Origin of the sequence: Coprococcus sp. HCN-4056 (assembly GCF_037892645.1) — a bacterium.
GTDB classification, from domain to species: Bacteria; Bacillota; Clostridia; order Lachnospirales; family Lachnospiraceae; genus Coprococcus; species Coprococcus ammoniilyticus.
On sequence record NZ_JBBKBL010000002.1, the window covers coordinates 176,542 to 198,893 of the forward strand.

At 39.2% G+C, this 22,352-nt stretch carries 27 protein-coding genes; 15 read left to right on the forward strand and 12 right to left on the reverse strand.

Annotated elements, in window-relative coordinates; translation table 11 throughout:
- Positions 1-24 precede the first annotated feature (24 nt).
- From WKT03_RS03265 to WKT03_RS03325, 13 genes are all read left to right on the forward strand, one after another.
- The gene (locus WKT03_RS03265) at positions 25-1,389 is read left to right on the forward strand and encodes a PFL family protein (RefSeq protein WP_021943898.1); all 1,365 of its coding nucleotides are present in this window, start codon (positions 25-27) and stop codon (positions 1,387-1,389) included.
- A gap of 21 nt (positions 1,390-1,410) precedes the next feature.
- Entirely contained in the window at positions 1,411-3,279 is a 1,869-nt protein-coding gene (locus WKT03_RS03270; protein WP_340390908.1) for a TIGR03960 family B12-binding radical SAM protein, read from the forward strand.
- Positions 3,254-3,952: a TIGR03936 family radical SAM-associated protein gene (locus tag WKT03_RS03275; protein WP_118484000.1), complete on the forward strand. Its 699-nt coding sequence runs from the start codon at positions 3,254-3,256 to the stop codon at positions 3,950-3,952. Before WKT03_RS03270 ends, WKT03_RS03275 begins: the two co-directional genes overlap by 26 nt.
- Positions 3,952-5,118 carry a ribonuclease E/G gene (locus WKT03_RS03280; RefSeq protein WP_340390909.1) on the forward strand — a complete coding sequence of 389 codons (1,167 nt, stop codon included), beginning with the start codon at positions 3,952-3,954 and terminating at the stop codon, positions 5,116-5,118. The genes WKT03_RS03275 and WKT03_RS03280 overlap by 1 nt, the downstream gene beginning before the upstream one ends.
- A gap of 104 nt (positions 5,119-5,222) precedes the next feature.
- The gene (gene rplU / locus WKT03_RS03285; protein WP_008400876.1) at positions 5,223-5,531 is read left to right on the forward strand and encodes a 50S ribosomal protein L21; all 309 of its coding nucleotides are present in this window, start codon (positions 5,223-5,225) and stop codon (positions 5,529-5,531) included.
- A 6-nt stretch (positions 5,532-5,537) separates the two neighbouring features.
- A complete protein-coding gene (locus WKT03_RS03290; RefSeq protein ID WP_021943894.1) occupies positions 5,538-5,864 on the forward strand; it encodes a ribosomal-processing cysteine protease Prp in 327 nt (108 codons plus the stop codon).
- Between the two features lie 5 nt (positions 5,865-5,869).
- A complete protein-coding gene (rpmA, locus tag WKT03_RS03295) occupies positions 5,870-6,157 on the forward strand; it encodes a 50S ribosomal protein L27 (RefSeq protein ID WP_004850948.1) in 288 nt (95 codons plus the stop codon).
- A 94-nt stretch (positions 6,158-6,251) separates the two neighbouring features.
- Positions 6,252-7,541: a GTPase ObgE gene (gene obgE / locus WKT03_RS03300; RefSeq protein WP_117784837.1), complete on the forward strand. Its 1,290-nt coding sequence runs from the start codon at positions 6,252-6,254 to the stop codon at positions 7,539-7,541.
- A gap of 66 nt (positions 7,542-7,607) precedes the next feature.
- Positions 7,608-7,898 carry a ribosome assembly RNA-binding protein YhbY gene (gene yhbY, locus WKT03_RS03305; protein WP_021943892.1) on the forward strand — a complete coding sequence of 97 codons (291 nt, stop codon included), beginning with the start codon at positions 7,608-7,610 and terminating at the stop codon, positions 7,896-7,898.
- A 16-nt stretch (positions 7,899-7,914) separates the two neighbouring features.
- A complete protein-coding gene (gene nadD / locus WKT03_RS03310) occupies positions 7,915-8,562 on the forward strand; it encodes a nicotinate-nucleotide adenylyltransferase (protein WP_182428068.1) in 648 nt (215 codons plus the stop codon).
- A gap of 62 nt (positions 8,563-8,624) precedes the next feature.
- Positions 8,625-9,224, forward strand: a complete 600-nt coding sequence (gene yqeK / locus WKT03_RS03315; RefSeq protein WP_117784839.1) for a bis(5'-nucleosyl)-tetraphosphatase (symmetrical) YqeK — start codon at positions 8,625-8,627, stop codon at positions 9,222-9,224.
- Positions 9,225-9,295: 71 nt separating this feature from the next.
- Entirely contained in the window at positions 9,296-9,649 is a 354-nt protein-coding gene (rsfS, locus tag WKT03_RS03320) for a ribosome silencing factor (protein WP_021943889.1), read from the forward strand.
- A gap of 19 nt (positions 9,650-9,668) precedes the next feature.
- Positions 9,669-10,856 carry an HD-GYP domain-containing protein gene (locus WKT03_RS03325; RefSeq protein WP_021943888.1) on the forward strand — a complete coding sequence of 396 codons (1,188 nt, stop codon included), beginning with the start codon at positions 9,669-9,671 and terminating at the stop codon, positions 10,854-10,856.
- Positions 10,857-11,001: 145 nt separating this feature from the next.
- On the opposite strand, the gene lexA is transcribed toward WKT03_RS03325, so the two are convergent.
- A complete protein-coding gene (lexA, locus tag WKT03_RS03330; protein ID WP_008400862.1) occupies positions 11,002-11,625 on the reverse strand; it encodes a transcriptional repressor LexA in 624 nt (207 codons plus the stop codon).
- A 281-nt stretch (positions 11,626-11,906) separates the two neighbouring features.
- Between lexA and yneA the strand changes: the two genes are divergently transcribed.
- A complete protein-coding gene (gene yneA, locus WKT03_RS03335; RefSeq protein WP_021943887.1) occupies positions 11,907-12,233 on the forward strand; it encodes a cell division suppressor protein YneA in 327 nt (108 codons plus the stop codon).
- A 161-nt stretch (positions 12,234-12,394) separates the two neighbouring features.
- On the opposite strand, the gene WKT03_RS03340 is transcribed toward yneA, so the two are convergent.
- Entirely contained in the window at positions 12,395-13,150 is a 756-nt protein-coding gene (locus WKT03_RS03340; protein WP_117784840.1) for a tRNA lysidine(34) synthetase, read from the reverse strand.
- Between the two features lie 278 nt (positions 13,151-13,428).
- On the opposite strand from WKT03_RS03340, the gene WKT03_RS03345 reads away from it, so the two are divergent.
- Entirely contained in the window at positions 13,429-14,484 is a 1,056-nt protein-coding gene (locus tag WKT03_RS03345; RefSeq protein ID WP_340390910.1) for a tyrosine-type recombinase/integrase, read from the forward strand.
- Between the two features lie 127 nt (positions 14,485-14,611).
- Here the strand turns inward: WKT03_RS03345 and WKT03_RS03350 are convergent, their stop codons facing one another.
- The 10 genes from WKT03_RS03350 to WKT03_RS03395 all read right to left on the reverse strand — a co-directional run bounded on the left by WKT03_RS03350 (position 14,612) and on the right by WKT03_RS03395 (position 22,350).
- The gene (locus WKT03_RS03350; protein WP_021943875.1) at positions 14,612-15,226 is read right to left on the reverse strand and encodes a cytidylate kinase-like family protein; all 615 of its coding nucleotides are present in this window, start codon (positions 15,224-15,226) and stop codon (positions 14,612-14,614) included.
- 172 nt (positions 15,227-15,398) lie between these two features.
- Positions 15,399-16,316 carry an RluA family pseudouridine synthase gene (locus WKT03_RS03355; protein ID WP_340390911.1) on the reverse strand — a complete coding sequence of 306 codons (918 nt, stop codon included), beginning with the start codon at positions 16,314-16,316 and terminating at the stop codon, positions 15,399-15,401.
- 3 nt (positions 16,317-16,319) lie between these two features.
- Complete coding sequence (lspA, locus tag WKT03_RS03360; protein ID WP_117784843.1) at positions 16,320-16,835, reverse strand: signal peptidase II; 516 nt, start codon at positions 16,833-16,835, stop codon at positions 16,320-16,322.
- Between the two features lie 89 nt (positions 16,836-16,924).
- The gene (locus WKT03_RS03365; RefSeq protein WP_340390912.1) at positions 16,925-17,671 is read right to left on the reverse strand and encodes a DivIVA domain-containing protein; all 747 of its coding nucleotides are present in this window, start codon (positions 17,669-17,671) and stop codon (positions 16,925-16,927) included.
- A gap of 60 nt (positions 17,672-17,731) precedes the next feature.
- On the reverse strand, positions 17,732-18,325 hold the full coding sequence (locus tag WKT03_RS03370) for a cell division protein SepF (RefSeq protein WP_021943871.1): 594 nt from the start codon (positions 18,323-18,325) through the stop codon (positions 17,732-17,734).
- 12 nt (positions 18,326-18,337) lie between these two features.
- Positions 18,338-19,033 carry a YggS family pyridoxal phosphate-dependent enzyme gene (locus WKT03_RS03375; RefSeq protein WP_340391063.1) on the reverse strand — a complete coding sequence of 232 codons (696 nt, stop codon included), beginning with the start codon at positions 19,031-19,033 and terminating at the stop codon, positions 18,338-18,340.
- A gap of 12 nt (positions 19,034-19,045) precedes the next feature.
- Positions 19,046-20,437 (reverse strand): HlyD family efflux transporter periplasmic adaptor subunit, encoded by a 1,392-nt coding sequence (locus tag WKT03_RS03380; RefSeq protein WP_021943869.1) that lies wholly within the window; start codon positions 20,435-20,437, stop codon positions 19,046-19,048.
- A 54-nt stretch (positions 20,438-20,491) separates the two neighbouring features.
- On the reverse strand, positions 20,492-20,911 hold the full coding sequence (locus tag WKT03_RS03385) for a hypothetical protein (protein WP_021943868.1): 420 nt from the start codon (positions 20,909-20,911) through the stop codon (positions 20,492-20,494).
- A gap of 54 nt (positions 20,912-20,965) precedes the next feature.
- The gene (locus WKT03_RS03390; RefSeq protein WP_021943867.1) at positions 20,966-21,937 is read right to left on the reverse strand and encodes a D-alanyl-D-alanine carboxypeptidase family protein; all 972 of its coding nucleotides are present in this window, start codon (positions 21,935-21,937) and stop codon (positions 20,966-20,968) included.
- A gap of 17 nt (positions 21,938-21,954) precedes the next feature.
- Positions 21,955-22,350, reverse strand: coding sequence for a methylglyoxal synthase (locus tag WKT03_RS03395; protein ID WP_021943866.1), 396 nt, complete (start codon positions 22,348-22,350; stop codon positions 21,955-21,957).
- Between the last annotated feature and the right edge of the window lie 2 nt (positions 22,351-22,352).

Genomic DNA, 22,352 nt, shown 5'->3' on the forward strand with positions numbered 1-22,352 from the left:
AAATAGGCGAAAAGAGGTCACACTATGATTAGTATAAATGAAGTAATTGAAACCAATGCTATGATCAGCAAGATGAATCTGGATGTCAGAACGATCACAATGGGTATCAGCCTGTTAGACTGCGTTGGTGCGGATGTAGGAGAAACCTGTGAGAAGATCTACACCAAGATCACAACAAAGGCAAAGGATCTTGTATTTATCGGAAATGATATCGGAAGAAAATATGGTATTCCGATCGTAAATAAAAGAATCTCAATCACACCGATCGCATTGATCGGAAGTTCTGTTTGTAAGTCAACAGATGATTATGTAACGATCGCAAAGACATTGGATAAGGCTGCAGATGCCGTAGGCGTAAACTTTATCGGTGGTTATTCCGCTCTTGTATGTAAGGGCATGACTCCATCCGATGAACTTCTGATCCGTTCCATTCCGGAAGCACTTGCATGTACCGGTAAGGTCTGCAGCTCTGTAAATGTCGGTTCTACAAAGACAGGTATCGATATGGATGCTGTAAAACTGATCGGTGAAATGGTAAAAGAGACAGCAGAGCTTACAAAAGAGGAAGATTCCCTTGGATGCTGCAAGTTCGTAGTATTCTGTAATGCACCGGATGATAACCCGTTTATGGCTGGTGCATTCCATGGCGTTACAGAGGGCGATTGCGTTATCAATGTCGGCGTCAGCGGTCCCGGTGTTGTTAAGAGTGCATTGGAAGAAGTTCGTGGTGAGAATTTTGAGGTTCTCTGTGAAACGATCAAGAAGACAGCATTTAAGGTTACAAGAGTTGGACAGCTTGTTGCAAAGGAAGCATCCGAACGTCTCGGTGTTCCGTTTGGTATCGTAGATCTGTCACTTGCACCTACACCCGCAATCGGAGACAGTGTTGGTGAGATTCTTGAGGAGATTGGTCTGGAATATGCCGGTGCTCCGGGAACTACAGCAGCACTTGCTTTATTAAATGATCAGGTAAAGAAGGGCGGTGTTATGGCTTCTTCTTATGTTGGTGGTTTAAGTGGTGCATTTATCCCTGTCAGTGAAGATCAGCGTATGATCGATGCGGTATCAGCAGGTGCACTTTCTCTTGAAAAATTAGAGGCAATGACCTGTGTATGTTCAGTTGGACTTGATATGATCGCAATACCCGGTGATACATCAGCAGCTACCATTTCCGGTATCATTGCAGATGAGATGGCACTCGGTATGATCAACCAGAAGACAACGGCTGTACGTCTGATCCCTGTTATCGGCAAGGGCGTTGGCGATCAGGCTGAATTTGGCGGACTGCTTGGCTATGCGCCAATTATGCCTGTCAACCAGTTTTCATGTGAAAAATTTATTAACCGTGGAGGCAGAATCCCTGCACCTATCCACAGTTTCAAGAACTAATTATATATAACGGAGAACAAAATGAGAAAGCTTGCATTATCAGATGAGATTTTAATGAGTATCGAAAAACCTGCCAGATATATCGGAGGGGAATATAACAGTGTCATGAAGGACAAGGAGCAGGTCGATGTCAGATTTTGCATGTGTTTCCCGGATGTGTATGAGATCGGAATGTCCCATCTCGGCATCCAGATTTTATATGACATGTTCAACCGGAGAGAAGATACCTGGTGTGAACGTGTCTATTCTCCGTGGCCGGATCTGCATAAAGTTATGAAAGAACAGCACATTCCGTTATTTGCACTGGAGTCTCAGGATCCTTTAAAAGAGTTTGATTTTCTTGGAATCACTCTTCAGTATGAGATGTGTTATACGAATATCTTACAGGTGCTTGATTTGGCTGAGATTCCGATCTGGTCGAAGGATCGGGAAAAGGGTGATCCGATCGTGATCGGAGGAGGTCCCTGTTCTTATAATCCGGAACCAATCGCTGATTTCTTTGATATTTTCTATATCGGAGAGGGCGAGACGGTATACGGAGATCTGATCGAATTATATAAGATCTATAAACATTCCGATATGACAAGAGAAGAATTTCTGATCAAGGTGTCGCAGATTCCGGGGCTTTATGTGCCGGCTCTTTATGATGTCACTTATCATGAGGATGGAACGATCGCATCATTTGGACCAAAATACGAAGAGGTTCCAAAGACGATCCTTAAGCAGGTAGTTACGGATATGTCATCCGCTGTCTATCCTGAGAAGCCGGTTGTCTCTTATATGAAGGTCACACAGGACCGTGTTGTATTAGAGATCATGCGGGGATGTATCCGTGGTTGCCGTTTCTGTCAGGCAGGGATGATCTATCGTCCGACCAGACCAAAGGATGTAAACGTACTGAAACATTATGCAGAGGCTATGTTAGATAATACCGGTCAGGAGGAGATTACCTTCAGTTCGTTAAGCTCCAGTGATTATCAGTCACTTCCGGAGCTTACGGACTGCTTGATCGAGAAGATGGACAACAATCATGTCAATATCTCCCTTCCATCCCTCAGAATCGATTCATTTTCCCTTGATGTTATGCAGAAGATTCAGGATATCAAGAAGAATTCCCTGACATTTGCACCGGAAGCCGGAACACAGCGATTAAGAAATGTTATAAATAAAGGTCTGACAAAAGAGAATATATTAAACGGTTCGTTGCAGGCGTTCCTTGGCGGCTGGAATAAGGTCAAGTTGTACTTTATGATGGGACTTCCGACAGAGACTTATGATGATATTACAGGTATTGCAGACCTCTCAGAGGAGATCAGTGAACTGTATTTTGCAAATATACCAAAAGAGAAACGGGATGGTCGTGTCATGGTATCGGCTTCCGCATCTTATTTCGTACCAAAGCCATTTACACCATTCCAGTGGGCGCCGATGATAACACCGGAGGAATTCCAGAAGCGTGCGTATTTTGTTAAAGATAAATTCCGTGAAGCAAAGAACCACAAGAGTCTGAAATTCGCATACCATGAAGCGGATATCACCATCTTAGAAGGTTTGCTTGCCAGAGGTGACCGTAAGCTCTGTCAGGTAATCTATGATGTCTATCAGTCCGGACAGATTTTTGATGCGTGGACGGAATATTTTGATAAATCAAACTGGGACAATGCGCTTGAAAAGAATCATATTGATATCGGCTTCTATACCTATCGTGACAGATGTGTAGATGAGATCCTCCCGTGGGATTTCATAGATATCGGAGTGACAAGAAAGTTTATGGAAAAGGAATGGGAGCGCGCACAGGCAGAGGTCGTTACACCAAACTGCCGGATGAAGTGTTCCGGCTGCGGCGCAGCGAAGTTTGGAGGAGGTGTTTGTTTTGAAAATAAGAATTAAATACTCCAAGCTTGGAAATCTGAAATTTATCGGTCATCTGGATGTCATGCGTTATTTCCAGAAGGAGATCCGCCGGGCAAAGCTGGATATCAGTTATTCCAAAGGCTATTCCCCACACCAGATCATTTCATTTGCAGCACCGCTTGCACTTGGGATTACATCGGATGGTGAATATTTTGATGCAGAATTTAATTCTGTGACAACTTCGGCTGAGATGATCGAAGCTTTAAATGCAGTATCCGTTGATGAGATACATGTTACGAAATGTGTGCAGATCCCGGAGAATGCAAAGAATGCTATGTCGATCGTTGCTGCATCGGATTATGAGATCACATTCCGGGAGCAGAATGATCTCAGTGAAAAACTGCTTGCTTCCGTTGAAGAGTTGAATAAACAGGACGAGATCATTGTATTAAAGAAAACAAAAAAGAGTGAAAAAGAAGAAAATATCCGTCCAGGTATTTTAAAGCTGGAACGGAGAGGTGACAGTATCTACATGCTGTTACAGACCGGAAGTGTCTATAATCTGAAACCGGAATTAGTGGTAAAGGCATTATATGACCTTTGCGGTGAGACCTATGATTTCTTCCGGATCTATATTCACCGACTGGAAACGTATTATGACAAAGACGGCTCGTTACAGCCGCTTTATATGGCAGGTGAAGAATTCTGATGAATAAGCTTGTAATAACAAATTATGAAGATCATATACTGGAAGCTCTTTATTCGGATGGAAAGCTGTCAGATCTGATGTTATTTGATCGACAGTCCATCTTATCAAATATCTATGTCGGCAAGGTGGAAAATATCGTGTCCAATATAGACGCAGCCTTTGTCGATATCGGTACAGGGCTTCCATGCTATTACAGTATCACTGATAATAAACATATATTTTTAAATGCAAAAAAAGATTCTGTGTTAAAAGCCGGAGACGAGATTCTCGTACAGGTAAGCAAGGATGCGATCAAGACAAAGAATCCGGTCGCTACGTCGGAAATTGAATTGAAGACAGAAAATCTGCTTGTGAATACATCAGGCAGGATTGGTATATCCGGGAAGATCCGAAAGAAAGAGACAAGAGATCATCTGCACCAACTGGCGAAGAGAGTATTGCCGGATGGATTTGGCTGTATCTTACGAACTGTCTGTCAGGAGCTGCCGGATGAAGTTGTATTGTCGGATTTAAACGAACTATCTGAAAAATTAGAACAAATCATACAGACAGCAAAGACCAGAACCTGTTATTCCTGTCTGTATAAGAATGATGCGGAATATCTCGATTATTTTATATTAAAGCATAATGCAGGGCTTCAAGAGATCGTAACGGATCAGAAGGCGGTATTTGATGAATTCGAGACCTATCTGTCAGAGAAACAGATCACGGATGTGAAGCTTACCATGTATAATGATAAAAACTGTAATCTGATGACTTTATATAATCTGCCAAAAAATCTGGAAAACCTGAAAAAAGAACGGGTCTGGATGAAGTCGGGTGCCTACCTGGTGATCGAACAGACGGAGGCAATGGTCGTGATCGATGTAAATACCGGTAAATCGGTCGATAAACATTCCTTTGAGGAACATCTGCTCCGTATCAATTCTGAAGCGGCAGTCGAGGTATGCAGACAGTTGAGACTGCGGAATCTGTCAGGGATCATCGTAGTTGATTTTATAAATATGAAACAGCCGGGCTCGATGGATGTTATAAAAGATATCCTTGAACAGGAGCTTGCAAAGGATTCTGTTCCTGCAGCATTTGTGGATGTTACTAAGCTTTCTCTGGTGGAACTAACCCGAAAAAAAATTCGCAAATCGTTGAAAGAACAGTTGACAAAATAAAACCAAAATGGTAGAGTGTACTAGTGTGCCGCACAGTGAGGTATAAGTTCGCATATTTTTATGCGACACCACAACTGGCGAGTTTGATTAAGGAGGTAAACTCTATGTACGCAATTATAGCAACAGGCGGTAAGCAGTACAAGGTAGCTGAAGGAGACGTAATCAGAGTTGAGAAGCTTGGAGCAGAAGCTGGCAGCGAAGTAACATTTGACGACGTTATTTTAGTAAGTACTGATTCAGACGTTAAATGTGGTGATGCAGTTGCAAACGCAACCGTTACAGCATCTGTAATTGGTGATGGCAAGGCTAAGAAGGTAGTTGTTTACAAGTACAAGAGAAAGACTGGCTATCATAAGAAGAATGGTCACAGACAGGCTTATACACAGGTTGAGATCAAGTCAATCAACGCATAATCTGTTATGATAAAGGTAACCATTTATAAAAAAGCTAATTCAGATACAATGGGATTTTATGTATCCGGTCATGCAGGATATGCAGATTCAGGATCTGATATCGTATGTAGTGCTGTATCGGCACTTGCGATCACGGTTGTGAATTCTGTTGAACGCTTTTGTGAGGAAGCATTTCATGTAGACAGCGATCAGAAAAACGGAGATATGAAGTTTCTGTTTGATGAACAGCCGGGACATGATGCCTTACTGATCATGGGAGTGTTTGAGACAGGTATTACGGATATCAGTGAATCCTATAGTGATTTTGTTTGTATAACCTTTAAGGAGGTGTAATTGAAATGATGAAGATGGAACTTCAGTTTTTTGCTCATAAAAAAGGTGTGGGTTCTACTAAGAACGGCAGAGATTCCGAGTCTAAGAGATTAGGAGCTAAGCGCGCTGACGGTCAGTTCGTTAAGGCTGGAAACATCCTTTACAGACAGCGTGGAACAAAGATTCATCCAGGTCTTAACGTTGGTATCGGCGGAGATGATACATTATTCGCTACTGCTGATGGTATCGTTAGATTTGAGAGAAAGGGTAGAGATAAGAAGCAGGTTTCTATTTACCCTGTAGTAAATGAGTAATATTACTTAGTTTATGCATGTTATTAGCCGGAGTAAATATAGTTTATTCCGGCTTTTTCTTTACATACGGATGTATGTATAAAGGAGGAAAGCAATGTTTGCAGACAGAGCCAGAATATTTATCAGAGCAGGAAAAGGCGGAGACGGACATGTATCCTTCCGTCGTGAGAAATACGTGCCGGACGGAGGTCCGGATGGCGGAGATGGCGGCAAAGGTGGAGACGTGATCTTTGTAGTAGATGAAGGTTTGAACACCCTGACTGATTTCAGACATATAACAAAGTACAGAGCACAGGATGGCGAACCGGGCGGTAAGAGAAACTGTCATGGCGCAAATGGTGCAGATGTTGTATTAAAAGTTCCGCCAGGAACTGTCATTAAGGATTCTGAGACAGGAAAAGTGATCCTTGATATGGCAGATAAGAAAGAACCGGTCGTACTGTTAAAGGGTGGACGAGGTGGACGAGGTAACCGTAATTATGTTACGTCAACCATGCAGGCTCCAAAGTACGCACAGCCGGGACAGCCGGCAAAAGAATTGATCGTCGATCTGGAACTTAAGTGTATCGCAGATGTCGGTCTTGTTGGTTTCCCAAGCGTTGGTAAATCAACCTTCCTTGCAAGAGTTACAAATGCAAGACCAAAGATTGCAGAATATCATTTTACGACACTGACACCAAATCTTGGTGTTGTAGATCTCGGAGAGCATAATGGATTTGTTATCGCGGATATCCCGGGAATCATCGAAGGCGCAGCAGAGGGGGTCGGACTTGGTCTGGAATTCCTGCGTCATATCGAACGTACAAAGGTGATCATCCACATTGTTGACGCAGCTTCGATCGATGGTAGAGATCCGGTCAATGATGTAAAGATCATTAATGAAGAATTGAAAAAATACAACAAGGATATCGAAAGCCGTCCAACGGTTATAGCGGCAAATAAGATCGATGCCTTAGATGAGATCGGTTACGAGACTGTGATCGAGATGTTAAAGGAAGAATTCGAAAAAGACGGTGTGAAGATATTCCCGATCTCAGCAGTATCCGGTAAGGGTATTTCCGAGCTTTTATGGTATGTCAACGACCTTGTAAAGAATGCACCGGATGATGTAGTCGAATTCGAACCGGAGGTTGATCTCGATTTCCATGATAATCCGGATCTTCCTTTTGAGGTCAGCTACAATGAAGAAGATGACGTATATGTGATCGAGGGACCTCGTATTGAACGTATGCTTGGATATACGAATCTGGAATCAGAAAAAGGATTTGAGTTCTTCCAGAAATTCTTAAAGACAAACGGTATCTTAGACCAGCTGGAAGCGCTTGGAATCGGCGAAGGCGATACCGTTCGTATGTATGGACTGGAATTTGACTATTATAAATAAAGATAAATGTGATAACAAACCGGCAGGTGATTCTGCCGGTTACAGGATATAAGTTAGGAGTATACTATGACAAGTAAGCAGAGAGCATATTTAAAAGGACTGGCAATGAATATCGATCCGATCTTAAACATCGGCAAGAGTTCCCTGACACCGGAATTTACACAGTCTGTAAATGAAGCGTTAGAGGCAAGAGAGCTGGTTAAGATCTCAGTATTAAAGAATTGTCTGGATGATCCGAGAGAAATGGCTTCCATGATCGCAGAACGTACCAAATCAGAAGTCGTTCAGGTCATCGGCCGTAAGATCGTATTCTATCGTCCATCCAAAGAGCATAAGAAGATCGAGCTTCCAAAATAATATGAAAGATCAGAACATGAAGATTGGTATTTTAGGCGGCAGCTTTAATCCGGTTCATAACGGCCATCTGGAGCTTGCAAAACAGGCTCTGGCGCAGTTTGCACTGGATCAAATCTGGCTGATGCCGAATCATATCCCAGCATACAAGAAGTGGGACAGATCGGTTACAAATGAAGACAGACTCCATATGGTAGAGCTTGCAGTAAAGGATCATGACGGACTTCGTTGTTCGGATCTGGAATTACAACGTGGCGGAGTTACCTATACCATTGATACACTGGCACAGCTGCATGAACAGTATCCGGATACGGAATGGTATTTCATTATGGGTGGGGATTCGATCCTTGTATTTGACACCTGGAGAGAGCCGGACAGGATTCTTTCTCTTTCCAAACTGATCGTTACAACGAGAGATCAGATCCAGGCAGAAGATGTCGATGCTAAGATCCGGCATTTAAAGAAACTATATGCAGATGCGGATATCAGACAGATGCAGATCCATCCGGTTGATGTGTCATCGTCCGGCATCCGGGAAGCCATTAAAAATGGACAGGATATATCAGGAACCGTACCAATGGCAGTATACCGCTATATTAAGGAATATGGGCTATATCAGACGGATGAAAACCTTGATCAAAACCTTGATCAACAGACAAATAATTGACGCAGATTGGTAAAACAGTATAATATAGTTCAGGAACAATTTACAGGAGAAGGGGCAGAACAATGAACAGACAGGAAATGAGAGAGAAACTTCAGAAGAAACTGACAGATCGAAGATTTGAGCATTCGTTAGGGGTAGAATATGTATCAGGCTGTCTGGCTATGGTACATGGTGTAAATGTAGAAAAAGCACTGACTGCAGGACTGTTACATGATTGTGCAAAGTGCCTTTCACCGGAAGAAAAGATCGAGCGTTGTACGAAGAATAATCTTCCGATCAGCGAATGTGAATATAATAATCCGGAACTCTTACATGCCAAGCTTGGGGCATTCTACGCAAGAGAAAAGTACGATGTAAAGGAGCCGGATATCCTGTCTGCGATCGCATGTCATACCACTGGAAAACCGGCAATGAATATGCTTGAGAAGATCCTGTTTGTTGCAGACTATATCGAGCCGAACCGGAAACCATTAAAGGAGATCGAGGAGATCCGGAAGGAAGCATTTACCGATATTGACAAATGCATCGTTCATATACTGAAAAATACTTTATCGTATCTTGAGACCACAACGGATGATACTGATCCGATGTCAATCGATACCTATAATTATTATGTTGCTCATCAATCGGTAGCGGATAAGCTGAAAGAAGATGATATTTAAACAGGCAACAATAAATAAACGGATGGGGTACAATATTAAAATCAATATACAGAGCAGGAGGAGCGTCATATATGAATACAGCACAGGAAATGGCAGCAATTGTTTATAAAGCCCTGGATGATAAAAAAGCCTTTGATATTAAGATACTTGATATTAAAAAGATCTCTGCTGTAGCTGATTATTTTGTTATTGCAGACGGAACAAACAAGAATCAGGTACAGGCGATGTGCGACAGTGTGGAAGAAGAAATGCACAAAGCCGGATATTCTTTAAAAAGTGTGGAAGGATATTCACAGGGAGGATGGATTTTGTTAGATTATTATGATATAATTGTTCATATCTTTTCGGATGAGGCACGCAGATTCTATGATATCGAACGCATCTGGAATGATGCAGCCGATGTAACAAAGGATTTACTTTCATAGATATGTTTTTGGGGTAGGTATGAACGATAACAGATTATTAAAAGACAATTATATAAAGATCAATCATATAGCAGCGAAGTGTATGCGTTTTTTTGTTGCACTGATAGTTGCGTTATGGGCATTTGCATTTTTCAGCAGAGAATGTAACCTTGTAGTGGTTACGATATGTATGGTTCTCTGCTGTATTTTTTCGCTTATTCCGACACTTGTTATTGACTTTTTCAAGCATGACAGGAATGAGGCAATCAAATATGTAGTCATATGTATCGCAGTTTTTAACTGTATGATATTGAGCTCTGTATTTTCCCATATGGCACTGGTTGTCTGGATCTTCCCGATCCTGCTGACATCGTTATATTATAATAAGACGCTGGTCGTATTTACTGCGCTGATGTCTACTGTCGGTGTTATCCTTGCAGATTTTATCAATCTTACATACTGTGATTTCATGGTTGCGCCGATTTATCTGGACTATACAGACAGCATGGTCTTATCGGTATTTCCATGTGTGATCACGATTCTGATCCTGTCACTCGTTGCATATTTCATTGTATCCAGAAACTCTACGATGCTGAATTCCGTAATTGATAACGCAGAAGAAGTAAAGAGCAATCAGAAAGAGCTGATATTTGCATTTGCTGAATTATCCGAGAGTAAATCCAAATATACAGGAGAACACATCAAACGTGTAGCAGATTACATGCGGGTGCTCGGAAAGGCATCCGGTTTTGATGATGATTACGTTGATAAGCTGTCAACGGCTGCCATGATGCATGACATCGGAAAACTTATGATCAGTGAGGAGATCCTGGATAAGCCCGGTAAACTGACAGATGAAGAATTTGCGATCATGAAAAGTCATGTTCTCTATGGTGATGCACTTCTGGAGCATTGTCCGGGTGAGATCATGCAGATTGCAAGAACGATTGCAAAGGAGCATCATGAACGCTGGGACGGAACAGGATATTTAGGTATGAAAGGTGAGGAGATTGCCTATATCAGCCGTTTAATGGCGGTATGTGACGTTTTCGATGCACTTACCTCTGAACGGTACTACAAGCGCGGATGGTCCGTAGAAGAGACGTATAATGAGATCGTAAGCCTGTCCGGAAAGCATTTTGATCCACAGGTTGTAGAGCTGTTCAAGCAGAACTTTGATGCATTCAAGGAGATCGCAGAGAGACAGCCGGATAAACAGGTATATTAATTAAAGATGATATAATAAAATGCACCTCTTAATTGATATTCCTCTTGTCGAGTAGACAGGTGGAATATCAGTTTGTCAGGTATTTGTTATGCCTGATATCGTTTGAGGTGCATTTTTATAAAAAATTTGAACAAATTAAGTATGATCAGATAAAATTACGGAACAGACCTATCACACGGCCTAGGATCTCGCAATGTTCGACAAGGATCGGATCCATATAATCATTTTCCGGCTGTAACCGGATATAACCATTTTCTTTATAAAATGTCTTAACTGTTGCAGAATCCTCGATCAATGCAACGACGATTTCGCCATTTCTGGCAGAAGAGCACTGCTCAACAATTACAAGATCCTTTTCATAAATACCTACATTGATCATACTGTCACCCTTTACACGAAGCATAAAGGTCTGGTTATTCGTATTATGAATATATTCCGGTGGAACAGGGAAATAGTCTTCGATGTTCTGTTCAGCAAGGATAGGCTGACCACAAGAAACCGTTCCAACGATAGGGATGTTTACCAGTTCCCGTTTGGTAAGTGAAAAATCATCGTCTATGATCTCAATTGAGCGGGACTTTGTCAGATCCCTTCTGATATAGCCCTTTGCCTCTAATGATGATAACTGAGCATGTACAGAAGAAGTAGACTTCAGATCAACAGCCTGACAGATTTCTCTGATTGATGGCGGATACCCCTTTGCAAGAATCTCATGACGTATATATTCAAGGATCTGCGTCTGCTTATCCGTGAGCTTTTCTTTACCCATATGTAAATCCTCCTAAATGTATTTAAAAACTTATATAAATAATAGTAGCATACAATTGTTTGTTTTGCAAACAAATGTTCTTTTTCTTGTGTACTTTTTTTTCCCCATCCATATTGGTATTATAAAGGAGTCATTGGGATATGACGAATATATTTTCGAATAATCCATACAAATGTTCGAAAATATATTGACAAATGAACAACTGTTCGATATAATTTATTCAAATATTTGTTCAGAGAATTATATTATATATAGAATTAAGTTTTAAGGAGGAAGAGAACATGAAGAACGTAGTAAGATTTATCAGTACAAAGAAGATTTTCATTATAGCAGGTATTATTCTGGTTACAGTATTGTATATCCTTATATCACATAAGGATTCACCGGCAACCAGCGCATCGAACGCAAGTAAGAAATATTATAAATGTATCACCATAGAAGAAGGAGACACCCTTTGGGACATCGCAAATGAATACAAGACGGAAGAGTATGCTTCTACACAGGATTATATCGATGAAGTGCTTGTGATGAATAATCTGAATACAGATGTCATCGTAGATGGAACTAATTTACTGATTCCATATTATAAAGTAAATGATTACGAATAAATAATAAAAAGTATCTGTTATGCAATGTTATATTGACTGTCTGTTTGAATCAAGATTTACCATATAACATAAAAACAGATACTTTTTATTTTTAAAAACAGGAGTATATATAATCATAAAACAAGTATAGAATACAGAATAAATTCTATACTTAAATGCGATTATCTGGCATCTTTATTGTAAAGTCTTGGATTGTCAATCTTTACAGGCCAGCCATCCAGAGTTCCTCGTTCAATAGCGGAAAAAATCCGTTGTTTGCAACCGGGAGTTTCCTTTTCCAGCTCCGCCAGTGCCTGTTTTGCATATTCACGTTTCGTATATCCATCGGCAGGACATGGACTTTTAATCACAGGAAGCTGCATATCATTTTTAAAAGAGATAATTTCACCTTCGTTTATATACATAAGAGGGCGAATAACCATCAATTTGCTTTTATCCAGATATGTTTTTGGTGAGAAAGTATGGATTCTGCCTTCGAATAATAAGGACATTAAAAAGGTTTCAATAAAATCATCCTTATGATGCGCATAAGCGATCTTATTACATCTGAGATCATTTAGTTTCTGATTTAATGCACCTTTTCGCATTTTCGCGCATAGAGAACATGGATTTTTCTCTTTACGGATATTAAATACAATATCATATATTTCTGTATCCACAATATAATAAGGAACATAAAGTTCTTTGCATAATTGTTCGATCTTTGTAGTATCAAAATTATCAAAACCGAGATTAACTGTAATAGCGATCAGATCAAATTTTTTTGGATAGAATCGTCGTAATTCAGCCAGAGCATAGAGTAAAGTCAGGCTGTCCTTACCACCAGAAATTCCAACTGCAATTTTATCACCATTATCGATCATTTCATATGAATCGATGGCACGTCTAGTATAACTTAATAACTTTTGTAATTTCATATAATTACCTCAAAATGATAAGATTTGTTTCATAACCGTGTATATTATACTTATAAATGAAATTTGTTTCAAGGAGATATCAATACAATTCTTCGAAAGACAATCTTAACAACATATGAAGGAAATTCTACAAGAATAAAACGGATTTTTGTTTGATATGAAATAAAGAATTGCATTTGGAGTCAGAGTGTGATATAACTAATTTAACAGATGCAACTATTCGCTAAACTCAGGTTTTACGAAAAGTTGCATCGGAATAATAGGAAGGTAAATCTATTATGGCAAATGAATATACAAATGACATCAATATAAAAAATACAATTTCACTAAGAGATATTCTTGCAGAGCTTCCTTCATATGTCAAGGTTGTCTTTCGAGGAATTGAAAATAAGGCTTCATCCAGAACGCGACTTGGTTATGCCATCGACATAAAGACATTTTATAACTTTTTATGCAGCGAATGTCCACAGTTTCGTGGACGTAAGCCGATCGATATCACCTTGGATGATATTTCAAGGCTTGAGGCTGAAGACATCGAGGAATATCTGGAATATTTGAAATATTATGAAAAAAACGGAAAGATCTATACGAACGGTGAACAGGCAATTAAACGTAAATTATCGGCTTTACGTGTATTCTATGCATATCTCTATAAAAATAACCGTATAAGTTCAAATCCGGCTGAAAAAGTAGATATGCCAAAGATTCATGGAAAAACAATAACCAGATTAGACATAAATGAGATTGCGGATTTTTTAGATGCTGTTGAATATGGTGATCATTTAACCGAGCACCAACAGGCATATCATGCAAAAACAAAGGTTCGTGATCTTGCAATTCTAACCCTTATGCTGGGAACCGGCATAAGGGTATCGGAATGTGTCGGCATCGATCTGAATGATGTGGATTTTAATAATGGTCGAGTGAAGGTAACCAGAAAAGGCGGTTATGAATCTTATGTCTACTTCGGTGATGAAGTTACAGCTGCTTTAACGGATTATTTTGAGGAACGCAAACATATAGAGCCGGTGTCCGGACATGAAAATGCTCTCTTCTTATCCAGTCAGAGAAAACGAATGTCTGTTCGTTCTGTTGAAATGTTGGTGAAGAAATATTCTGAAGGTGTTATCCCTATGAAGCATATCACTCCACATAAATTAAGAAGTACCTATGGTACAGAATTATACAGGGAAACCGGTGATATCTATCTGGTTGCTGATGTCCTTGGACACAGTGATGTAAATACGACAAGAAAACATTATGCAGATATGGATGAGGACAGACGACGAAGTGTAAGAAATCGTGTTCAGTTGCGGGAAAAACGCGACAATTAAAAAATGCGCTGAGTTTTTCTCAGCGCATTTTTCATTATGTAATATCATTTGTCATTTATCCGAGCCATAAAGTATTATCAAGAATACCTGTATGAATGGTTATTAATTATATGTATTATATATTGCATTAATATTTGGTAACGGCATCGTATAACATATCTACACAATTATCAATTCCAAACTGGCTGGAATTCAGGCAGATATCGTAGCCTTTCATCTCGCCCCAACGCTTGGATGTGTAATAGTTGTAGTAAGATGCACGTGACTTATCTTCTTTACGGATCAGATCCTTAGCTTTCGCATCAGTCAGTTCATATTTCTGCGCAATACGTTTTATACGATCATCGATATCTGCATATATAAATGCATTTACAATATTGGAATAATCTCTTAAAGCATAATCGGCACAACGACCTACAAATACGCAGGAACCATCTTTTTCCGCAATAGATTTGATCGTGTCAAATGCAGCCAGGAATACCTTATGATTCAGTGGTAACTCGCCGGATGTTCCGAATCCCAATGAATACGGATCCATTACCAATGTATAGAGAAAACTGTTTGTTGGTTTCTCGTCAAAATTCTCAAATAATTCTTCGCAGATGCCACTATCTCTTGCCGCAATCTTTAAAAGTTCCTTATCATAAAATGGAATACCAAGCTTTTCAGCAAGTTTCTGTCCGACTTCTCTTCCGCCACTTCCGAACTGTCGTCCTATTGTAATGATTTTATTGCAAGCCATAATAAAAGCCCCCTTTGCAAGTATGATTTTAATTTGCTAAAAAGAATAAACAACTGTTTTCTATATAAAAACTATAAATTTGTTTACTTTTTATAATAAAAATTATAACATTTCCACAAAAAAATGTAAATCAAAAAATTCGTTTTATATTAAAATTAATATAAAACGAATTTTAAAGCTCCAGTTGTTTTAACAGTTTCTGGAAATACTCAGGGAGTTCACTTGAAAATTCCATATATTCTTTTGTAGACGGATGAATAAAACCAAGTACACCGGCATGAAGTGTCTGCCCCTGCAGGTGATATGGCTGATTTTTAGGTCCATATACGGCATCTCCTAAAAGCGGATGCTTGATATATGCCATATGGACACGGATCTGATGTGTCCGTCCGGTTTCCAACTGACATTCGATCAGACAGAAATTGTTTTTCAGTTTTTTCAGAACTTTATAACGGGTGACTGCATGTCTGCCATTCTTATAATTAACCGCCATTTTTTTACGGTCGGTTGGATGTCTTCCAATCGGAAGATCTACCATACCTTCATCTTCTGTAAAATAATTATAGCAGATCGCATAGTATTTTCTTGTAATCGAATGAACGGCAAGCTGCTCCGACAGAAAATTATGTGCAGCATCATTTTTGCAGACAACAAGAAGCCCGGTTGTGTCCATATCAATTCGATGTACGATACCGGGACGAAGTTCTCCGTTAATGCCAGATAAAGAATCCTTGAAATGATACATCAGACCATTTACCAGTGTTCCGGAATAATGTCCGGGAGCCGGGTGAACGACCATGCCCTTTGGTTTGTTTACAATGATGATATCATCATCTTCATATACGATATCAAGCGGAATATCTTCCGGTTCAATTTCTACAGGTGAAATATCCGGAATCGTAATATCTATTTTGTCACCAGATGCGATTTTCAAGCTTGGTTTTGCCTTTTTATCATTCACCAGTACATTTCCATCATCTAACAGTTTTTTCAGAAATGAGCGCGAATAATCGTCAAAGTAATCGGCTAAACTTTTATCAACCCGTTTGTCTTTCCAGTTTTCATCTGCTTCAATATTATAAGTTTCCATATATTATTCCTGCTTTGAATCTTTCTTTGACTTTCCAAATAGATCGTCCAGTTCATTATCCTTGTATTTGAACAGGATAAAAACCAACAGGATGATCATACTACAGGTTACATAGATATCTGCAACATTAAAGACCGGAAAATTGATCAGACGGAAATCAAACATATCTATTACATAACCAAGACGGATACGATCGATCATATTTCCGGCAGCTCCGGAAAAAACAAAAATAAATAAAATCCGAAGATCTTTGTACTTATTCAGCTTTAACATCCGAACATAAAAATATACAAGAAATGCCAGAACAAGAATGGTTATTGCCAGCAGAAAATAACGCTTTCCCTGCAAGCTGCCCCATGCAGCTCCTTTATTTTGAATATATGTAATATGAAAAACCTGTTTGATAACAGGTTTTGTGTCATATAAAGCCATATGACTTGTGATCAGAAATTTCACAAACTGATCCAGTCCGATCAAAAGAAGTATACTTATACATGCAAGAATACTGTTTTTTTTCATTATCGTTACCTTTCTGGAGTATATCTTTTATTAGCAATTCCCTGTCCGACATTCATTCAGACAGGGAATTAAAGAAAAATTCTATTATATTATTCGTTTCTGAATTTGAATGGATCAACAAATGATCCACCACCTAAATTTTTTGTGTAAACAGAAGAATCACTGGCAACATTGCCGCTGTCTGCACTTCCACCAAGTGTGGAATCGCCCATTCCTGAGCCTCCGCCACCGCCGAGTGTAGATTCTTCTCTGCCCTGAGGATCTCCTCCAAAGGATGCAAAGGAACCTGATCCGGCGTTTTCACTGCCAGATGAACCTGGTGTATAGACGGCAGCATTTCCGTTGAAATACTTGGCATCCTTCATGATCTCATCAAAGTCTACTCCCAATTCTTCATTAATTGGATTGGTAGCAAGAAACTGAAGATGAGAATCCATCAGATTTTTAAATGCCATTGTATAATCACGATACTGCTGTTTGATTCCTTCAATGCTGTCTTCAATCCGATCCAGCTCTTCCCGTGCCTGATGAACTATGTTATTTGCCTTGATTTTGGCATCATTTTCAATGATCTTAGCCTTGTCATTTGCATTCTTCGTAGCTTCTTCTGCATTCTTCTCTGCAAGCATAAGTGATTTCTGAAGCTTCGATTCTGTTGTTCTGTAATGAACCAGACTATCGGTAAGTGTTTTTACCTGATTTGTTAATTCAGCATTAGACTTATATAATTCCGTATAACTCATGACAACAATGTCAAAAAATGAGTCAACATCTTTTTTTGTATACCCCATGCCATGCTGAAATTTCTTTTGTTGTAAATCAACAGGTGTAAGCATTTGTAATCCTCCCTATCATACCTTCAGAATATGTTGATACAGACTGATATCAAAATTGACTTAATATTTTCCTAATTCAGGAGAAAGAAAAGCATCATTTAATAACTCTTCTCTGAGATCGCCTGATACATAGATGTCAGCAGGTGCTGCAATAAATATATTACCGGATATCGCCTGTAATGAACCATCTAAGGAATAACATGCGCCGGCAATGAAATCAATGATACGCTGGGCTGTTGATAACTCCATACCTTCCATATTGATCACAATCGCCTGACCACCCTTTAAATGGTCAATGATCATCTGGGCATCATCAAATTCATCTGGTTTAATAACAAATACCTGCTGGGAACCTCCCTGGCTTCTGTTGTTAAAAGATACAAGTTTTGAATTGCCTGATGATGCTGGAGCTGATGTTCTGGCAGCTTTTGTAAATTTCTGTTTTTTTGCAGGCTGGGCTGCTGTCTGTGATGCAGCGGTAAAGGAAGATGCACGTCCGTTTACAGCTTTGGTCTTTGGAACATAATCCTCTTCGAAATCCTCTTCGTCATCGTCATCATATTCATCATCTTCAAATAAATCATCTTCATATTCATCACTGGACTCATCTACTTTGAAAAAATCCAGAAAGCTTTTTTTTCCATTCTTTGCCATAATGGTTCTCCTTTAAATATTATAATTTCTTTCACCGAAGATACCGGTTCCAACTCGGACCATGGTAGCACCCTCCTCGACAGCTACTTCATAGTCGTTTGTCATACCCATTGATAAGACATTCATATGAACATTATCAATGTTTTTAGAATTGATGTCAAGTAATAATTCCTTAAGGCGACGGAAGTGCACGCGATTCTCTTCCGGATTGGCTACAAATGGTGCAATCGTCATCAGTCCATCAATGTGTATATGAGGAAAGTCTTTGATCTGCTGGATCAAGTCTTCCGTTTCCTCAACGGATACACCAAACTTGCTTTCTTCCCCTGCAACATTTACTTCTATTAAAATAGGAACAACAACATTATGCTTTGCTGCTTCTTTTTCAATCGTTTTTGCAAGATTCACGGAATCAACAGAATGTATCAGGCAGACCTTATCAACGATATATTTGACTTTGTTCGTCTGCAGATGCCCGATCATATGCCATTTGACCGGTCTGGATATATGTTCATATTTATCGACCAGTTCCTGAACCTTGTTCTCTCCAAAATTTTCAGCATCTGTATTCTGTAATAATTCTTCAATATCACTTAACGGTTTGGTCTTGCTGACAGCGATCAGAGTAACCGCATCCCTGTTCCGACCAGCCCGTCTGCATGCTTCTGTGATCTTTTTATCTACGCTTTCATAATTTTCCTGTAACATCATTCATCACTCCTAATATATGATCTGTTTTTCCTTTACGGAGGTGGCATCCAATGCGATCCTGTCGTAAGCGGAGATACCATATGCGGTATTTGGATCAATGATCGAATAATCATCACCATCTACAATAACATCGATCTGCTTAAATACTGCAGAACCTTGTGTAACGCAGAAAACACCTTTTAATTTGTATGTGCCGGCGGTAGATGTGTTAAATGTAATATCTGATTCGTTTGCTGCAAGAACGGTATTATCATCTATATCTGCCGGGTCCACATAACAGAAATGATCATCTGTAAAATATATAGTAGGGGATATCTGTTCAACCGAAGTTGTCCCATCCGCTGTTAATACGATCTTATTAAAATATTTTTTCTCGGTTGTTCCGCTTCCTCCAGTCAGATAGCTGACTGGGATCATCAGAACATCCTTTTCGGTAATCGCTGAATTCGGAATCTTTAGTCCTTTTGTTTCTGAGAATACAAATGTGATATTCAGATAACGATCAGCGACATATTCTGCCAGATAACGGTGCATATTTATAATAATGAAATAATTTCCATCCTGTTCAACTGTTTCATACTTTGCAGATAACCGTCTGGATGAATCATTGATTGTAAACCGGATTGTTTCGTTCTTTTTGATTTTTGCATATTCTTCTTTCGTAAGCATGACTGCAATCTTCCAGTTTTCATCATCTATGATCTTATATATAGGTTTCCCGGACTCAACCACATCGCTTTTTTTCAACATTTCTTTGGTATATTTTGTTTTATCAAAATCATCTGCTGAAAGATTGTTGATATCATAACCTTCAAAGCCATCCATGTAATAGGTTACAATACCGCTGACATTTGATTTCGAAGCTGAAAAAGTTGAATCAAATGACTGGTTTGAAGATAACTGCTCAAGCGCCATATCTTCATACATTTCCAGAACCTTATTGTCCATGGAATTTTTAAATTCATATACTTCTGAAAAATCTGACGGTGAAAATCCTGCTTTAAAAATCTGAATCTGTTTGCTCAGATCTTTATAATCATTATCGGATAACACACTGCTTCCGCTATTTTGAACATCAAACAATGCATCCTGCATGGAACCGGTTTCATCAACAGAATATACACTGGCACCCTTTGCAACTTTTTCGCCATCCCGGATATAATAGCAGACATATCCGGAGGTAGAGCTGTAATTCAAAGTTTCTTTTCTCACAGCAAGTCCGGTGGCAGTAAAATTCGTATCATAATTGCTCTCTTCCACCTGAAATACACTCAGATCATGGTCACCAAGCGACATAATGATACGAATCAACATGTATACAAACATAATTGCAAATATGACAAATCCAAAACTGATCTTCACCGGCTGCCATTTTCTCTTCTTTCTTCTTATGGAAGCCATATATATCTCCTTTTACTCCATATAATATATGCGTATAAGACAGTTGATATGGAACTATAAAGCAGCAATGATATTATCTTTATATTCGTCCGGAACATCGGAACTGTCCGTTGCAAAGCATATTATAATACTGATATTAAATTTCTCACTGATATTATTAATGATATCCAGTGCTACTTTTACCTGCTCTTTATTGACATAAGCAACAGATGTAAAATTATCAATGTAAATCTTCTCTATATCTTTTGTCTGGGAAATTATTCCGAGAACAAACCCTGCAAACATCTCCAGATTATTAACTTCATAATTAGTGCAGTTGATCATATGGACACGATTACTCAGCTCATATAAGTGCTTGTTATTATTGTCGATAAATACAACAGAACCTGCTACAACCTTTACTTCATTATTGACCTTGTCAATTAAAACCTTTGTCTTTCCTTTTCCTTTATCACCTGTAATAATCTGAATCATAATAAACCTCCTGAATGATTTAAAATATATTAAAACAGTTATTTGATTAACTGTTTATTTTGCAGTATTGATCAACATTGTCATATCATTATATAACGTACTACGGTCTTCTGCACCTGCGATAACAGCGATATATTTGTCGCCGGTATCATCCTTTACAAATTCAAGGATCAGACAATTACCCGCAGCCGTCGTCGTTCCCGATTTCCAGGATCCCAAAGAATATCCTTCCGGGAACTGAAATTCACCTGAAATATATCCATTCGTTGCTTCTAATGTAACGCTTCTTGTTTCACCATTTGCATCTGTATATGTAAAATCATAAGATGTCAGGGAATCAATCAGATATGCCAGATCATGTTTGATAAATTCTGAAAAGATCAGATAAAGATCATATGCAGTTGTATAATGGTCATCCGAATGCAGACCGTGGCAGTTCACAAAATGCGTATTCGTAGCTCCAAGCTCATATGCCCGTTCATTCATTTTTTCAACAAAGGCATCTTCGCTGCCGGCAATCCGTTCTGCTAAAAGAACACCACAATCATTATAGGAACGGATCAGCAATCCGTATAACAGGTTCTTAACTGTAACTTTACATCCTTTTGTCAGGTCACTAGCTCCGACGTTATTTTCCTGAAAGGTAACGGTATGACTTAAAGTAATGGTTTCATCAAGCGATAAGGAACCATCTTCAATCGCTTCGATCACAAGAAGTCCTGTCATTAATTTTGTCATACTGGCAGGATATATTTTATCATGTGCATTATGGACGACCAACGCTTCCTGTGTTGTATCGTTCAACAGTACCGCAGCTTTTGTATCTTTATAATTATCATCCGCCAGGCTTTCACCATCCGGAATGACCGTATGGTTTTCTCCGAAACTGTCTGTACTGTACAGCGGCAGATTTTCTGATATTCCAAGCACAAGCTGATCACTGGTATCATAGCTTCGTCTGGCACATCCGGTAAACAGGATGCCGATTGTCAGGATGGAAATCAGCAGTTTTATCTGATATTTCATATCAAACTCTCCATTGTTTATTTGTAAAATTCTCTCCAGTCCAAATCGCCCCGATCAAGCGCCTTGATCAGAAGCTCTGCAGTCGCAAGATTGGTTGCTAATGGAATATTGTGCATATCACAAAGTAAAAATATATTATTGATATCCGGCTCATGAGCCTTTGGATGTAATGGATCTCTCAGGAAAATAACCATATCAATATCATTATTTTCAATCTGGGAACCTAACTGCTGTTCCCCTCCGAGATGTCCAGCGATATATTTATGAACATTAAGGTTTGTGACCTCTTCGATCAAACGTCCTGTCGTTCCTGTTGCATATAATTCATTTTTGCTTAAGATTCCTCTGTATGCAATGCAAAAATTCTGCATCAGTTTTTTCTTTGCGTCATGTGCTATTAACCCTATATTCATAG

Excerpts from the sequence above, each read along its gene's own strand:
- WKT03_RS03265 (WP_021943898.1), top strand. The coding sequence starts at position 25 with ATGATTAGTATAAATGAAGTAATTGAAACCAATGCTATGATCAGCAAG.
- lexA (WP_008400862.1), bottom strand. The coding sequence starts at position 11,625 with ATGGGTAAAGAAAAGCTCACGGATAAGCAGACGCAGATCCTTGAATAT.
- yqeK (WP_117784839.1), top strand. The coding sequence starts at position 8,625 with ATGAACAGACAGGAAATGAGAGAGAAACTTCAGAAGAAACTGACAGAT.
- WKT03_RS03370 (WP_021943871.1), bottom strand. The coding sequence starts at position 18,325 with ATGGCAAAGAATGGAAAAAAAAGCTTTCTGGATTTTTTCAAAGTAGAT.
- WKT03_RS03350 (WP_021943875.1), bottom strand. The coding sequence starts at position 15,226 with ATGGCTTGCAATAAAATCATTACAATAGGACGACAGTTCGGAAGTGGC.
- lspA (WP_117784843.1), bottom strand. The coding sequence starts at position 16,835 with ATGAAAAAAAACAGTATTCTTGCATGTATAAGTATACTTCTTTTGATC.
- rplU (WP_008400876.1), top strand. The coding sequence starts at position 5,223 with ATGTACGCAATTATAGCAACAGGCGGTAAGCAGTACAAGGTAGCTGAA.
- WKT03_RS03380 (WP_021943869.1), bottom strand. The coding sequence starts at position 20,437 with ATGGCTTCCATAAGAAGAAAGAAGAGAAAATGGCAGCCGGTGAAGATC.
- yhbY (WP_021943892.1), top strand. The coding sequence starts at position 7,608 with ATGACAAGTAAGCAGAGAGCATATTTAAAAGGACTGGCAATGAATATC.
- WKT03_RS03355 (WP_340390911.1), bottom strand. The coding sequence starts at position 16,316 with ATGGAAACTTATAATATTGAAGCAGATGAAAACTGGAAAGACAAACGG.
- WKT03_RS03290 (WP_021943894.1), top strand. The coding sequence starts at position 5,538 with ATGATAAAGGTAACCATTTATAAAAAAGCTAATTCAGATACAATGGGA.
- rpmA (WP_004850948.1), top strand. The coding sequence starts at position 5,870 with ATGATGAAGATGGAACTTCAGTTTTTTGCTCATAAAAAAGGTGTGGGT.
- WKT03_RS03345 (WP_340390910.1), top strand. The coding sequence starts at position 13,429 with ATGGCAAATGAATATACAAATGACATCAATATAAAAAATACAATTTCA.
- WKT03_RS03365 (WP_340390912.1), bottom strand. The coding sequence starts at position 17,671 with ATGCTTACACCTGTTGATTTACAACAAAAGAAATTTCAGCATGGCATG.
- WKT03_RS03375 (WP_340391063.1), bottom strand. The coding sequence starts at position 19,033 with ATGTTACAGGAAAATTATGAAAGCGTAGATAAAAAGATCACAGAAGCA.
- obgE (WP_117784837.1), top strand. The coding sequence starts at position 6,252 with ATGTTTGCAGACAGAGCCAGAATATTTATCAGAGCAGGAAAAGGCGGA.
- WKT03_RS03390 (WP_021943867.1), bottom strand. The coding sequence starts at position 21,937 with ATGAAATATCAGATAAAACTGCTGATTTCCATCCTGACAATCGGCATC.
- WKT03_RS03340 (WP_117784840.1), bottom strand. The coding sequence starts at position 13,150 with ATGAAATTACAAAAGTTATTAAGTTATACTAGACGTGCCATCGATTCA.
- yneA (WP_021943887.1), top strand. The coding sequence starts at position 11,907 with ATGAAGAACGTAGTAAGATTTATCAGTACAAAGAAGATTTTCATTATA.
- WKT03_RS03280 (WP_340390909.1), top strand. The coding sequence starts at position 3,952 with ATGAATAAGCTTGTAATAACAAATTATGAAGATCATATACTGGAAGCT.
- rsfS (WP_021943889.1), top strand. The coding sequence starts at position 9,296 with ATGAATACAGCACAGGAAATGGCAGCAATTGTTTATAAAGCCCTGGAT.
- WKT03_RS03395 (WP_021943866.1), bottom strand. The coding sequence starts at position 22,350 with ATGAATATAGGGTTAATAGCACATGACGCAAAGAAAAAACTGATGCAG.
- nadD (WP_182428068.1), top strand. The coding sequence starts at position 7,915 with ATGAAGATTGGTATTTTAGGCGGCAGCTTTAATCCGGTTCATAACGGC.
- WKT03_RS03385 (WP_021943868.1), bottom strand. The coding sequence starts at position 20,911 with ATGATTCAGATTATTACAGGTGATAAAGGAAAAGGAAAGACAAAGGTT.
- WKT03_RS03270 (WP_340390908.1), top strand. The coding sequence starts at position 1,411 with ATGAGAAAGCTTGCATTATCAGATGAGATTTTAATGAGTATCGAAAAA.
- WKT03_RS03325 (WP_021943888.1), top strand. The coding sequence starts at position 9,669 with ATGAACGATAACAGATTATTAAAAGACAATTATATAAAGATCAATCAT.